The following is a 14,910-nucleotide window of genomic DNA, read 5'->3' on the forward strand; positions in this document are numbered from 1 at the left end:
GTTAGCCTAACAACCACTCATTAATCGCATTTTTTGTTTGTCTTAATACTGCATGTAGTTGTTGGTAGAGTTCCTCTTGGTATTGAGAATGTCCAGCTTTTAAATAGCGTTCAAGGTACTGACAGGCATATTGTAATTTTACTGTGCCACAATACAGAGCACCACTTTTCAATTTATGAGCAATTTTTTCAATGCTAACCCAATTGTCTTCTTTGTATGCCTGGTTTAATTGATATTCTTCTTGAGGTAAATCAACATGAACCATCAAGTTGAGTAATTCTTTAACCGTTTTTTGATCACCTAAATTCGTTAAAGCATTTTGAATATCAAGAAGAGGGAAATTATCCAGCTGAAATAACTCGTCTTCCTTTTTGGGCAAATCAGCACCTAATCCTTCGGATTCATGACTTTCTGGCTTTGCTGCTTTTAAAAATCCGGCTAAGGTTTCATGCAGGAGTTTAAACGAAAGGGGTTTGGTGAGAACTTTATTCATCCCAGCGCGAAGACAGCTTTCCTCCACTTTATCTGCTGCGTGTGCGGTTAATCCAATAATAGGAAGATTTGGCTTCTGATTATTTTTTTCAATCATCCGAATTGCTTCAGTCAATTCTTGACCAGAAATCCCTGGCAAACCAATATCCGTTAATATTAAATCAAACGATTCGTTTTCAATCAAAGGTAGCGCGTCTTCTCCTTGTGAGACAGACATATATCTGCAGCCTGCCTTTTTCAATAATGACTCAACAATTCTAAGCGCGATAGGATTATCTTCAACCACCAAAACTGTAGGAGCATGTCCAATATCATGAAGGAGATTGAGTGTAGAATCTTCCTTTTTAGGACTGGTGGCAAATGTGGCAGTTTGCTTGCCTCGTTTTACCTGTAAGTTAAATATGACTTTGGTGCCGACTTGTAACTCACTCTCAAGCTTTATTTCACTGTTTAAAACAGTTAAATAATTTTGCACAATATGTAAACCAACGCCATGTCCCTCGTATTTTCCTTTATAGGAGGGATTAATCCGATAAAATCTGTCGAATACCTTTTGTTGCAACTCCGGTGGGATACCGATTCCTGAATCTATGATAGTAAATTCAAGCACTTGATAATCCATCTTTTCTTTGAGCTTTCTTACTTTGATAGTAATTGCACCCTGATCAGTAAACTTAATCGCATTGCCCACTAAATTTAATAAAATACGTACGAGCTTTGTTCTGTCAGTAATAATGGTTTGCGTTATAGTTTTATCATAATCAAGATTTAGCTCGAGTTGTTTAAGCTTTATTGTCGGTAATTCCAGATTAATTAAATTTCTTAGGGTTTGATATAAATCAAATTCCTCTTCGATTAAATGATTTTCTACACTTGTTGTGGTCGAAATGATATCTAGAACGCTATTTAACAGACTTAAGAGTTGTTGACCGCTTTCATTTATCCAGTGGGCATATTGCTGGTCTTCAGATTGATGAAGACGTTCCTCCAACAGTTTAGAGATGCCTATAATACCGCTAACAGGTGTTCGAATGTCGTGACTCATATTAGCAATAAACTCTGTTTTTGCACGGTTGGAAATCTCAGCTTGCTCTTTAGCTTTGGCCAAAGTTCTTTCCATTTTAATGCGATCCGTAATGTCAATATAAATACCAAGGACGCCAAAGGCTTCGCCTTTTTCATCAAGAAGAGGGACTTTGCTTGTACTTAAAATGCGTTCTGTTCCATCCGCCAGAGTCTGACATTCTTCTATATTCAATCTTGGTTTTTTGGATTGAATGATTTTGCGATCATCGGCGCGGAAGGCTGCGCTGTTCTCTTCAGAAACAGGTAAATCAAAATCTGACTTGCCAATAATGTCTGTCTTTGATGCTAACCCCAATGACTTCACAAAAGCCATATTACAGCCTAAATAAAACAAGTCTTTATCTTTCCAAAAAATTTGGGCAGGAAGATAATCGATAATGGCGTTAGTTAACTGTTCTTCTGCGATAGAGGTTTTTCTTTTCTGAGATCCCATAATTCCTTCGAGTCCTTTTATTGGCAACACGCTAGACTTGTATTAAGTTCACCTTGTGAATCACTGGGTAAATTAACTGGCGGAAAAAATGAGTAGCTTGAATGAAAATTTGAATTCAAATTGGGTGTCAGGCTCTCCACTGACCCAGTTGGCAATGGTTGGGGTTCTAATGAACTATTCCCAGTATTTGGTTCTGCTGGTTGGGTGGGTAGAGCAAATGACGTTTTAGTGAGCTCAGCAAAAGTATCCAAAGTACAGGTATTCGGCTCACCGGGTTCTGGTTTGGTCTTAATTTCGGTTCTCGCGAGATCAAGAACACCGTCTTTCATAAAACGTATTCCATTCTCACTCAAGCATTGTTCTCCTTTAATCAACGCCTCTACTTCAGGACCAACCGACATCACGTTACTTATTTTACCTGGAATAATCTGAATAATTCTCCCGGATTCAAAGGTAACAGCACTTCGAAACTCAGTTTTGGTTTTAATTTTAGCAAGAACCGCTTTTGTTACACCAATAAATTCAAAACGCTTAATAAACTCAGGCCAAAATCGTTCAATCTCGTTTTCTGATCGTTTCTTTACTTCATCATAAATATAGGCGTCAGTAATCTTATTCAGAACCTCATAAGCTTCACCAGGCGTATTGGAGGATGCTTGAATAGTGAAGGCGCCGTGCGTCAAAATGTATTCGTGTTTAAAAGGATTATCCTCAATACAAGGCATAACACAGGGAAACCATCCATCCATGACAATGAAAGAAAAAGGCTTGTCTCCAGGAGTTCTATCTCGATATTTTAAACCCAAACAGGGTTGGTAAACTACGTCCATGTCAACTGGAAAGTTCTCTTTTATATTCTTTGGGATGAACTGTTGATAACTGGTTGCATTGATAGTGTAATCAAACTCGGAGCTGTTGCCTTGTCTATCGATAAGAATGGTACCCTCAGGAAGTGATTTTATGTCTTCAATAGAACTTTTACAGAGAACAGTTACACCTGCCTCTTTGAGTCTTTTTGAAAATAATTCTCTTAAACGATCACCAATGACGATACTGGGTTCATCAAGATCCATCACTGAATCTACACCCTTGTAAGGAGTATTCTCTATATTTAACGATTGACAGCTAAGGGTTTCTTTACATACTGCTTCAAATTTTTCTTTAGAGGCCTTGGACGGATTTCCACTTGAGTCAATAAGTCCATGCGCATAGATAGAATGGGTAAGTTGTTCAATAAACTCAGGGTACATTTTACAAAATGCATCAAAATCTTTCTGACAACATAGTCGAGTGAGCAGGGAGCTGAGATAGTGAGGTCCCCTATGCAAACGTATACCAAAAGTCCCAGAAATACCGCTTAGAATTTGGTCGTTTTTTTCAAAAAGGGTGACGTCATAGCCTGCTTTTTTTAAAATTAGGGCTAAGTGACAACCATACCAGCCAGCACCTATAATTGCGATCTTCATAGAAGTTGTATTTTTACAAATAAATATTAATTTTTCAAAATGTAAATATATTATACAGTAATTCGTCCGGATTGTATGCAATAAAACCCTTAAGATTCAAAATTTAAAAAAAAAGTGGCAGAACATACGTTTAAAAAGCGAAGGGAAACAAACTGCAACAGATCACGATTGCTAAAGTCGTTCAAAAATAGTCCGTGTATTAAAGCCGAACAAACGCTCATGCATACGGTAAGCATATTCGTCAGTCATGTTCGCAATATAGTCACAGACCACTCTAAAAGCTGAGAGCTCATTGTTAGCCTGGTGAAACCGGTCACGGTTTTTAGTATCAAGTAAACTACCTGGATTTGAACTTATCGCTTCAAAAAGACGCAGTACTACTGTTTGTCCTCCATATTCAAAGGTACGTGCCTCTTGAGAATCGATAACATATTGATAAATGCGATTTTTAAAATAGTCAAGCAAGGCAGCAGCTTCTGGCAGAAGAACGATATTATGTTTAAGTAATTGATTTTCAAAATTTTCATGGGTCACAGCAATTTCTGTCGCTGTAACAAAATAATTAACAATTTCACCGATACTTTGTTTACGCTGACAAAGTTCTTGACTGAATAATCCATTGATTAACTGCTCTTTATTGCTGGCAAGAGGGGTTTCAGCGAGTAATGAGCAAAAAAGTTCATTATCAAGTTGTTCGCGGTTAATAAGACGTAAATGAATGGCATCTTCCAAATCATGTACCCCATAAGCAATGTCATCCGCTACATTCATAATTGAGCAATCAAAACTATGGAAGGCTGATTTACCATGTTGTTTTGCTTGAGGCTGTTTAGCTAACGATTGAAAAAGAAAGTGATCGTTCTCACTAAAAGGAGACAGGAGCCATTCGACTTCAGCCTGTTCACTTTCAAAATAGGCTTTAGGAGGTAACCAATCATTAACCCGAATAGTTTTATGTTGAGACTCGCTTGCATCAGGTAATGAGGTAGCAACGACCTGTGCTCGATTAACCGGATATTTAAGAATTCCCAAGAGTGAGCGTCTTGTTAAATCCAAACCAAAACTGCCATAGCTATCTTCAATTTTGGTTAGCAAACGCAATGTTTGGCCATTGCCCTCAAACCCTCCATGATTGCGCATCATATAATTTAGGGCAACTTCACCGCCATGACCAAAAGGAGGATGGCCAATGTCGTGAAGCAAGCAGATGACAGAGATTAAATCATCACTTGGCAATAGACTGGGAAGAATACTTTGTTGCTGGTTAATAGCAAGATTACGAACAATACTTCGACCTATAGAAGCAACTTCGAGGGAATGGGTTAAACGAGTGCGATGGAAATCACCTTCATCAGTGCCTAAGATTTGTGTTTTTCGTTGTAATCGACGAAAAGCTGGACAATGAATAACCCTTGTTCGGTCTCTTTCATAAGGATCACGATGATCTTGAGTGCCTCGTTGATGGGTTTGTCCAGAGCGTCTATGAGTCCACATTTTAGTTTAACAATGCAAAATTTTATACTTTATGCGATTGTATGAAGAGAAACAATACAAATTGCTAAAGTTTTTTAAGATTTTAAAGATAACAAGTAGGAGAAAGTATAAGACAGCAACGGATGAGCATCCATCCCGTATAAGAATAAGGCTTACCCGTCCGCATATTTTGGAGGTGACAAGCTCAAAAAAGGGGAGAGGTTATGAAAAAAATAAAAATTCTAACAGTATGCTTATGTGTCGGTAGTCTCTCTGCTTGCACAACCCCTGAAAAGACAAATTATATGTCTTATCCGGGTTACCAGCCTTATGCCTATGAGCAAACTTATTACTATCAAACCTATGATGGAGGAGTTGATTACCGCTATTCGTCCGGGAATGTGAACGTCCCTAACTCCTACCATGTAGGCCTTGATCATTCGCCCACCTCACATAAAGCCGTGGATAGTAATTGGGTTCATAGCCAGAATCCTCAAGGATATACCATTGAAATAACCGAAGGAGATAAAGCGTCTCAGGTTGCAGCAAAACTGTATAAGGTTCCTAAAACAGACAGAACTGCGCAAATAAAATCTTATCGTGGTAATGGAAAAGCCTATTACAAAGGAGTTTATGGTACTTATAACAGTTATGAAGATGCTCAAAAAGCATTAAATAATCTTCCTCCAAACGTTAAACAAGGAGCAAATATTAAAAACTGGAGTAACATTCAAGAGAATACAGCAGAGTAAAAACCCTAAAAGCTTATTTTATTGCAATGATAATAGTGAGTTTTACCACGCCGGGTGTATCAGTACGCTCGGCGCTAAATTGTTTAAGAATGAGTGCATAATCATTGGATAGTTTCCATAGCCAGGCTAAAAACTGTGTAAATGGAACTTGTTCAAAAGAAAGTTGAATTTCACCTTGTCCTGTCTGCTGCAATTGATAAGTGAAGGGGCGTAATGAACCAGTATTCAGTTGACTTCCGATAAGCGCAAGTAATTTGGAACTGGTTATGGGTTGAGGTATTTTTTGATTTTTGGGTTTTTTGCGTACTTGCTCCATCCAGGCTAGAGTTTCCTTTTTTTCCTGCAATTGTGTTGATTTGGTATCGACTGCTGTTACCAGAGGAGAGTAGATTAGAAGATAAAATAAATAAAAAATAATGCAAGCTGCGGCGATACCAACCATCCAACGCTCACGTTCATTGAGATTATTCCAGTAGTTCATCACAAGCTTAACTCCAAAGTACCTACAACCTTGTTATTTTCTGTCGACGCTTGGGTTTGTCTAACTTGAATGTTTGTCTTCTGTAATTGAGTTTGTAAATTCTCTAACTCTTCAAAATTTTTAGTCGTTAATGTAACCAGAAGTGTTTGATTTTGATAGCGAATCTGCGAAAAATCCAGGACTTTGTTTTTCGATACTTTGGCTAAGGTGTTAAGTAGTAGCCAAAAGTTGCTGTCTGTATTGTTTTGATTCGATTTAAGTAATTGCGTGATACGAAATTTAGGGCTAATAACTTGTTGTGCCTGAGGAAAAAACTGATGATAGATAATCGCAATTTGTGTATCTACAGCCGAGGTATCTCGGTTTAACTGATATAGTTTAATCGCGTTACTACCAAGCAACGTCACAATCCAAAGAATGCTCATCAATAAGGCTGCTTGATACCAGCGTTTAGCAATAGTCGTAGTACCCCCACGTGACAATTCACCTTGGCAAAGGTTCATAACTTTCTGAGTTCGCAAGCGTTGAGCAATCCAGGTGTAGTCATTGTCTTGTAATGTTGTTATCGAGGTGTTGTTAAGAATGGACAGTAATAGCTGGTTGCTATTAGTAAAAGTATAAATTGAATAATTCTCCGTACTTGAACTTAATTTTTGTAAGTAAAAATTGGCCAAATCAGGACTAAGAGCGCCCTGAAATCCTTCTTCGTTAATGAGTAAGCAGGAACTGAGAACTGCAATTTCTTGTGTATTAAGTGCAAACCAATCCAGAGTAATACTGTCAAATTCAATGTTCAGGTCGTCAAATTTGTTGATGAGTTCAGTAAGATAATGTTTGTCCCCAACGACTATTAGATACTGTCCGTTTTGATAATAGTGGCGATCAAAAGCAAAATGTAATGAGCTCACATTTTGTGCAAGCTTATCTTCTAATGCAAAGGGAATTGCTGCGCGGGCTTTTTTTTCAGCGAGCCACGGTAATGTCAGGCTATGAAGACTGAACAGTTGTGCTGATAGGACAAGAACCGTGCGACAATTTTTTTGTAGCAGTTTAATTTCATCGAAATTACGTTTTTCCAGAGGAGCAACAACCTGCCCCTGTTGATCAAGACTCAAACTTAGGCAGCCGTCTTCATTGAAATGATGGATAAATAGAAAGCATGTAACCACGCGGCGTCCTTTGTATTGATTACCTTCTGCTTTGTAATTGCTCTGGAGATACCAGAGCAATTAAGCGAAATTGTTATAGGTGAAGCTTACACGTATGCGTATTTCTTGCCAATATTCGCAGAGGATGCCCATTGCATTTTTAATTGCTGAGCGAGTAGATAAACAACCATGGCATACTGTGGACTAGAGTTGTAGCGAGTGATTACATAAAAATTAGGATAGGCCAGCCAGTACTCAGCGCCAGTTTGGGTTGTTAATTCAATCAAACCAACTTTTGAAGGACTGTGCAAGGAGGCTGTTAATGGCTTAACTCCTGCTGCAGCTAACTGTTGCCAGCGATAGGCGGCACTTTTGTAGCCCGTATTGATTTTTTTATAAGAACTTCCTAGTATTTTGGCGGGCTGAGCAACACCTTGGTTCATTTGCCAACCATGTTTATGAAAATAATTTGCAACACTGGCAATAACTGCTTCATCATCATTAACTAAATCTTTCTTGGCATTGCCAGAAAAATCAACCGCATAATAACGATAGCTGCTCGGCATGAATTGTGGTTTACCTATTGCACCTGCATAAGATCCCATATATTCAGTAGGAGAGACGCGGTGCTCTCTGCAAAGTAGCAAGTATTCTCTAAGTTCTTTAGTAAAAAAAGCAGAGCGTTTTGGATAATTAAACGCAAGAGTGGATAACGCATCAATGACACGATAATTCCCTTGATTTTTACCATAGAGTGTTTCAACACCTAAAATAGCCACAATGATGTTCGCGGGTACACCGTATTTTTTTTCTGCTTTTTCAAGCGCTTCCCGGTTAGCTGTCCAAAATGCAATACCACCTTGTACACGCTCAGGAGTTAAAAACAACTGCTTATAAACATCCCAGCTCTTCTTTTCATAAGGTTTTTCCATGGACTCAATAATCTGGGGCTGTAGTTTGACATCATCCATGATTTGCGTCAGTTCTTTTTTATTAAAACCGTGTTCTTGCACCATGTTATTTATAAAACGCTGTACATCTTTACGTTGAGTGAACGCTGTATCAGCTTGAAGAACGTCACAAATTGAAAATGTAACTAAGGCCAAACAGAGCGTGATTAATCGTCGCATTGGTCATCCTTTATTAATCTTAAATTATCGAGTTTAGTATAAAAAAAAATCAACAGCAAATTGCATCTTAATGAAAATGCCACGATCATCCGTATTTTTAACCCAATTTGCAAATGTAATTTTGTGAAAATTTCTGCGAGGTTTAATTTATCAATTGCCTAACAAGAATCTTCTATGTATGTTTATCGATTGAACTTGGAAACAAAGGGAGTTGGAATGAAGTTGGGAAAGACAATTATAGCTGTCTATGCGGGTTTATTTACAATTCCCCAGGGCTATGCAGCGACAATGGAAACAGTGTGGGGAAATATCGCTTCTCAAACTGAATTACTTAGTGCCTTTTCTCTTGTGCAAAAATCAACAATACCGACAGGTTTAACATTACCTGAAGCAAGTACTACAAAAAGCGAGAATACACTGCAGTTTGTCAAAGGACATCGTGATAGTTTCGATGTAAGTCATGCTCGCTATAATCAATATTATCAAGACATCCCTGTATGGGCCGCACAAGTTATTTATCACACTCCAAAACAAGGTTTAAATAACACGGTTACCGGACAACTCGTTAAAGATATTGCTCAAGATATTCCACAACTGGACGCAAAACTCTCAGTAGATAATGCGAAAGATATCGCTCAGAGGCATTCACCTGGTTCGCAGAACATGGTTGTAAAAAAAATCATATACCTAAAAAACAAATCACATAAAGCGGTAATGGCTTATTTAGTCTCCTATGCTGCCAATAAGAATAAAATGCCGTCGTTACCTCATTTCATCATTGATGCTAACACCGGAGAAATATTACGCTTCTGGGATGGGTTGCAAACAGGCTCTGAGATAGGACAGGGTTATGGTGGATTTACATTTAGTAATTTGAAATATCGACCTGGTCGATATCAATTCGGGGTGGTGAGGTCTGGTATCAAAACTTTGAATAAATTAAATATTACTTTTAAGTCAGGAGTGTGTTATGCAACTAATTTTGTATTTTCAGTAATAAATCTAAAAAATAAGTCGGTAAATTCATTGCCATTTGAATTACCTGTTTCCAGTTTAGATGCAAAAAATTATAGATTAAATCCTTTTAGTTATCCGTGCAGTGCCCCTAACTATCGCAATGTGAGTGATAATAATTCGGCACCAGTGAATGGTGGATGGTCTCCGGTGAATGATGTAATCTTTTTTGTCAAGAAAGCTTACGACATGTACATCGTTAAATACAATGTAGCCTCACCAATTGAACATAAACAGCTACGTCTATATACCCACATTGATGACTATGACAATGCCTTTGCTTGTTCGCCGGCTTGTATGCGGGACTCAGGCATTAACGGTCCTCAACAATTAGTTTTTGGCAATGGTGGAGTTGATGATGCGCCTTATACTGACATAGGTACATCAGGGCATGAGTTTGCTCATATTGTTACTGATAATTTTTCAGAACTAGTTTACGACGGTCAGTCTGGAGGAATCAATGAGTCATTCTCAGACATGGCTGAATTTGCCCTTAAAAGTTATTTGAAGGCCCAATATCCTTGGATATGGGATGGTAAAGATTGGACCATTGGTTTGGAAACCAGCAAAGTCAAGAAACCTTTGCGATATATGAACAATCCCCCTCTTGATGGGGATTCCATTGATGATGCCAGGGATTATTATTCTGGACTAGATGTGCACCATTCAAGTGGTGTTTTTAATAAGGCATTTTATCTGCTTAGTGTGACTTCGGGTTGGTCTGTCGATAAGGCATTTCGGGTTATGCTTGATGCCAATATGAATTATTGGACACCAAGAACCAGTTTTAATCGTGCAGCATGTGGTGTTATACAGGCAGCTAAACAGCGTGGTTACAAATATCAGGATGTTATCAGTGCTTTTAATCGTGTTGGAGTTTTCTGTGGTTCTGAAGCTCCTTTGATAGGATGATTTAATGCAGCAAAGTAATTCACTCCCGCAAAAGCGGGAGTTGTCTTGTGCTTTGAGTAAAGAGGCAGATTTTTTTCCTATTAGTCGTTTAGATGTAAAGATACTTTCTGGATGCCAATAATTCAGCTAAAATAGCGTAATTTTATAACTAGGTTTTTCAGTTGAGCGATTTAACGCGAATTCGTAATTTTTCTATTATTGCCCATATTGATCATGGTAAATCAACTTTGGCAGATCGATTCATTCAGCTTTGTGGGGGATTATCTGATCGAGAAATGGCCGATCAAGTGCTTGATTCTATGGATATCGAGCGTGAGCGCGGCATTACCATTAAAGCACAAAGCGTTTCTTTAAATTATAAAGCCCGTGATGGCAAAACATACTTGCTTAATTTCATTGATACACCAGGGCATGTGGATTTTAGTTATGAAGTTTCACGCTCATTGGCTGCTTGTGAGGGGGCGATTCTTGTTGTTGATGCTGCCCAGGGGGTAGAGGCACAAACAGTTGCGGTTTGTTATACCGCGATTGATCAATCCTTAGAAATTCTGCCTGTTCTTAATAAAATTGATTTACCCCAGGCAGAACCTGAGCGTGTTATTGCTGAAATTGAAGACATCATTGGTCTTGAGGCTCAGGATGCTATTCGTGTTAGTGCGAAAAGTGGCCTTGGTGTTGTAGATGTTCTTGAAGCGCTGGTAGCACGCATACCATCTCCCAAAGGTGATATTGAAGCTCCTCTTCAAGCTCTGATTATTGATTCCTGGTTTGACAGCTATCTGGGAGTGGTATCTCTGGTTCGCATTGCCAATGGTTCGCTTAAAAAGGGCGATAAAATGCGAGTGATGTCGACCGGAAAAACGTATGAAATTGATCAGGTGGGCATATTTACACCTAAGCGAACAAAACTTGATATTTTGCAGGCCGGTGAAGTTGGGTATGTGGTTGCCGGCATTAAAGACATTCAAGGAGCGCCAGTTGGTGATACGTTGACTCTGGAGAAGAATCAAGCATCAGCGCCATTGCCGGGATTTCAAAAAGTTAAACCCCAGGTTTACGCCGGATTATTCCCCATCAGCGCCGATGATTTTGAGTCATTCCGTGAAGCATTGGCAAAACTTAGTTTAAATGATGCTTCTTTGTTTTATGAACCCGAATCGTCTGAGGCATTAGGTTTTGGATTTCGCTGCGGTTTCCTGGGCATGTTACATATGGAAATTATCCAGGAACGGTTGGAGCGAGAGTATAATCTGGATTTGATTTCCACAGCTCCCACCGTGGTTTATCAGGTTGTCACTACAAAAGGTGACACGGTGATGATTGATAACCCTTCGCAATTACCGCCGCCTCAGCAAATCAAACAAATGTTTGAACCTATTGTGCGCGCTAATATTTTGGTACCTCAGGATTATTTAGGACAAATTATCAGTCTTTGCGTTGAACGACGTGGGTCGCAAGTTAATATGACTTATAGCGGTCGCCAGGTATCAGTCACCTATGATTTACCGATGAGTGAAGTTGTGTCTGACTTTTTCGATCGTTTAAAATCAGTAAGTCGTGGTTATGCATCATTGGACTATAATTTCTTGCGTTTTGAGGAAGCTGATTTAGTAAAAATGGATGTCTTAATTAATAGTGAACGTGTTGATGCATTGGCTGTGATTGTCCACAAAAGTGACGCTTACAGTCGCGGCAGGGCATTAGTAGAAAAAATGCAAGAGTTAATACCTCGGCAAATGTTCGATGTAGCGATTCAGGCTGCATTAGGCAATCACATTATTGCTCGCCAGACGGTAAAAGCACTGCGTAAAAATGTTACAGCAAAATGCTACGGTGGAGATGTTAGCCGTAAAAGAAAATTATTAGAAAAACAAAAAGCGGGTAAAAAACGCATGAAGCAGGTCGGGCATGTGGAAATTCCACAAGAAGCATTTATGGCTGTTTTTCAAACCGAAAGAAAAAAATAGCACAATAGCAATAAATATGAATGTTATTGTCATGTGCTAATTTTAAACCGCTATTGGATACACAGAATCAAAGGTAGGAATTGTAAAACTATGAATTTTGCTCTTTTATTAGTTGTTCTTTCTTTAGTCAGTGGTGTTATCTATCTATTAGATATTCTCTTTTTTGCTAAACGAAGAAAGCCTGATCAGAAGCCGGGACGGATAATTGAATATTCTCGTTCTTTTTTTCCTGTATTCATTCTTGTATTACTTTTACGCTCCTTTTTAGTAGAACCTTTCCGGATTCCTTCTGGTTCGCTAGAGCCAACCTTATTAGTAGGTGACTTTGTGGCGGTTAATAAATTTGCCTATGGACTAAGACTTCCAGTTTTAGAGACCAAGATACTGCCAATTTCTAAGCCTAAAGTCGGTGATGTAGCGGTATTTCGTTGGCCACCCGATCCTACTTATGACTACATTAAACGTGTTGTAGGCGGGCCGGGTGATAAGGTTAGTTACCATAATAAGGTCTTAATCATTAATGGCAAGGAAATGAAACAGACATTTGTTGAATATGCAACGGACCAAAGTTCAGGTCATGCTGTTGCAAAATATCGTGAAAATTTAAATGGTGTGGAACACGATATCTACATCCGCCCAGATGTTCCTGCTGATGATTTTGATGTTGTTGTCCCTGAAGGGCAATATTTTATGATGGGCGATAATCGTGATGATAGTGCTGACAGCCGATTCTGGGGATTTACGCCCGATGAATACCTACGCGGCAAAGCCTTTCTTGTCTGGATGAGTTGGAATGGAAAAACAGATAGTATCCGATGGTCAAAAATAGGTCGTACTATTCGTTAAGGGTAATTTTTAACTAAACTAATTGATAGGGAATTCTAAAGTAACTACTGAATTTGAGGTAAACATTGGGTTCAAGTGATTTACAACGCCTATGCAGAAGATTAGGTTATCAATTTAAAAACCCTGCTTTTTTAAAGCAGGCATTAACTCACTGTAGTGCTGGCAGCCTGAATAATGAACGTTATGAATTTTTGGGCGATTCCATATTGAGTTTTGTCATTGCTCATGCACTATTTTCTGAATTTCCAGAACAAACAGAAGGTCAATTAAGTAGACTGCGGGCCTTTTTGGTCAAAGGTGAGATGCTTGCAGAAATCGCTACTGAAATTGAGTTAGGGGATCATTTGTTTCTTGGGCAGGGTGAATTAAAAAGCGGTGGTTTTCGCCGTGCTTCAATTCTTGCTGATGCCCTGGAAGCTGTTATCGCTGCCGTTTTTCTTGATGGTGGAATTGAGGCAAGCAAACAATTAGTACTTCGTTTATACCAATCTCGCTTTGAAGATGAGACATTGCACGATAATTTAAAAGACGCAAAAACACAGTTACAAGAATATTTACAAGCGCATAAAAAACCACTGCCAGAATATTCCCTGGCAAAAGTTGAGGGCGAAGAGCATGATCAACTATTTTATGTGACTTGCAAAGTCAGTGGTAGAAAAAATCCAACACTAGGTTGCGGATCGAATCGTCGCAAAGCTGAACAAGAGGCTGCAAAACAGTTACTGCAAGAACTTAAAGGGAATTCCTTGTAGTTTGACGTCAAACTTTACTCATTGAGACTTGTTAAATAGGAATCAACGTTTCATAGTGAGTCAACACATGCCTAGAAATTTTAATACAATGAGTAAAGTAAAAATTGGTCTATCAGTAGCGCTCCTAATAATTGCCTCGATACTTGCTTTCGGATGGTGGGAGTTGTGGTGGTGAATCCAGCAAAATTCTGAGGATCACGGCTGGATTGGAGTGCCCCGCGTTGCTGAAGCAACCATAAACAATAACTAGCTGCGTAAAAAATTAATAATCCAATGGGCAAACAAATGATCGTCCACATGTAAGTGTAACGAGGTCAATCCTTGATTCGCTAACTCTTCCCCAAGGAGGGTTTTTCGATCTTCGATTAATGCCTGAGAATAAGATTTGCTAAATTCAGGATGTCCTTGAACCGTCAGTAGATGGTTGTTTATTTGCATCATATAGACAGGGCAGAAATCACTGGCAGCAAGAATTTCTGCGTCTTTAGGTAACTCCACAACTTGATCCCGATGACTGACGATTAAATTAAGATTATCTTGAGCAGGAGTCATCCAGGACTTGTGCTGAATGATTTTGTTAGTGGATATGCCTACACCCCAACCGTTTGTTGCCACTGCCACTTTTCCTCCAAGCACTTTAGCTATAAGTTGATGGCCAAAACAAATACCAATTATTTTTTTTTGGGCTTTATGCACATGAAGTATGAATTCCTCAAGTTTTCGTAGCCATGGAAAATCATCATTCACACAATGGCGACTACCAGAAATTAAATAGGCGTCTGCGGCATCAATCTGATCGGGAAACTGCTCTTGACGAACATCATAAACAGAAAATTTCAACGTGGAATCCACTTGATGGAGTAGTTTGGCAAACATCTCAGGATATTGACCATGCTCTTGAAACTGTTCTTTCACCAGGTCACACAATAAAATACCGATGTTCACCTTGAACTCCTCT

The 14,910-nt window shown here is 38.9% G+C and carries 12 protein-coding genes; 5 read left to right on the forward strand and 7 right to left on the reverse strand.

What is annotated here, in order from left to right; genetic code table 11:
- Position 1 precedes the first annotated feature (1 nt).
- The 3 genes from LHA_RS04475 to LHA_RS04485 all read right to left on the reverse strand — a co-directional run bounded on the left by LHA_RS04475 (position 2) and on the right by LHA_RS04485 (position 4,971).
- Positions 2-2,011, reverse strand: a complete 2,010-nt coding sequence (locus LHA_RS04475; RefSeq protein ID WP_052673583.1) for a PAS domain-containing hybrid sensor histidine kinase/response regulator — start codon at positions 2,009-2,011, stop codon at positions 2-4.
- A gap of 17 nt (positions 2,012-2,028) precedes the next feature.
- Positions 2,029-3,477 (reverse strand): FAD-dependent oxidoreductase, encoded by a 1,449-nt coding sequence (locus LHA_RS04480; RefSeq protein ID WP_045105471.1) that lies wholly within the window; start codon positions 3,475-3,477, stop codon positions 2,029-2,031.
- 171 nt (positions 3,478-3,648) lie between these two features.
- Positions 3,649-4,971 carry an anti-phage deoxyguanosine triphosphatase gene (locus LHA_RS04485; protein WP_045105472.1) on the reverse strand — a complete coding sequence of 441 codons (1,323 nt, stop codon included), beginning with the start codon at positions 4,969-4,971 and terminating at the stop codon, positions 3,649-3,651.
- A gap of 203 nt (positions 4,972-5,174) precedes the next feature.
- Here LHA_RS04485 and LHA_RS04490 point away from each other — a divergent pair, with 203 nt between their 5' ends.
- Entirely contained in the window at positions 5,175-5,702 is a 528-nt protein-coding gene (locus LHA_RS04490; RefSeq protein WP_045105473.1) for a hypothetical protein, read from the forward strand.
- Positions 5,703-5,715: 13 nt separating this feature from the next.
- Here the strand turns inward: LHA_RS04490 and gspM are convergent, their stop codons facing one another.
- The 3 genes from gspM to mltB all read right to left on the reverse strand — a co-directional run bounded on the left by gspM (position 5,716) and on the right by mltB (position 8,461).
- Complete coding sequence (gene gspM, locus LHA_RS04495; protein WP_045105474.1) at positions 5,716-6,183, reverse strand: type II secretion system protein GspM; 468 nt, start codon at positions 6,181-6,183, stop codon at positions 5,716-5,718.
- Positions 6,183-7,352 (reverse strand): type II secretion system protein GspL, encoded by a 1,170-nt coding sequence (gene gspL, locus LHA_RS04500; RefSeq protein ID WP_045105475.1) that lies wholly within the window; start codon positions 7,350-7,352, stop codon positions 6,183-6,185. The genes gspM and gspL overlap by 1 nt, the downstream gene beginning before the upstream one ends.
- A gap of 86 nt (positions 7,353-7,438) precedes the next feature.
- Complete coding sequence (gene mltB, locus LHA_RS04505) at positions 7,439-8,461, reverse strand: lytic murein transglycosylase B (protein WP_045105476.1); 1,023 nt, start codon at positions 8,459-8,461, stop codon at positions 7,439-7,441.
- A gap of 216 nt (positions 8,462-8,677) precedes the next feature.
- Here mltB and LHA_RS04510 point away from each other — a divergent pair, with 216 nt between their 5' ends.
- From LHA_RS04510 to rnc, 4 genes are all read left to right on the forward strand, one after another.
- A complete protein-coding gene (locus LHA_RS04510; protein WP_052673585.1) occupies positions 8,678-10,387 on the forward strand; it encodes a M4 family metallopeptidase in 1,710 nt (569 codons plus the stop codon).
- Between the two features lie 161 nt (positions 10,388-10,548).
- Positions 10,549-12,354 carry a translation elongation factor 4 gene (lepA, locus tag LHA_RS04515; protein ID WP_045105477.1) on the forward strand — a complete coding sequence of 602 codons (1,806 nt, stop codon included), beginning with the start codon at positions 10,549-10,551 and terminating at the stop codon, positions 12,352-12,354.
- A gap of 90 nt (positions 12,355-12,444) precedes the next feature.
- Entirely contained in the window at positions 12,445-13,200 is a 756-nt protein-coding gene (gene lepB / locus LHA_RS04520) for a signal peptidase I (RefSeq protein ID WP_045105478.1), read from the forward strand.
- A 65-nt stretch (positions 13,201-13,265) separates the two neighbouring features.
- Positions 13,266-13,952, forward strand: coding sequence for a ribonuclease III (gene rnc / locus LHA_RS04525; protein WP_045105479.1), 687 nt, complete (start codon positions 13,266-13,268; stop codon positions 13,950-13,952).
- 246 nt (positions 13,953-14,198) lie between these two features.
- On the opposite strand, the gene LHA_RS04530 is transcribed toward rnc, so the two are convergent.
- Positions 14,199-14,897, reverse strand: a complete 699-nt coding sequence (locus tag LHA_RS04530; protein WP_045105480.1) for a glutamine amidotransferase-related protein — start codon at positions 14,895-14,897, stop codon at positions 14,199-14,201.
- Between the last annotated feature and the right edge of the window lie 13 nt (positions 14,898-14,910).

The sequence above is a fragment of the Legionella hackeliae genome (genome assembly GCF_000953655.1).
Taxonomy (GTDB): Bacteria; Pseudomonadota; Gammaproteobacteria; order Legionellales; family Legionellaceae; genus Tatlockia; species Tatlockia hackeliae.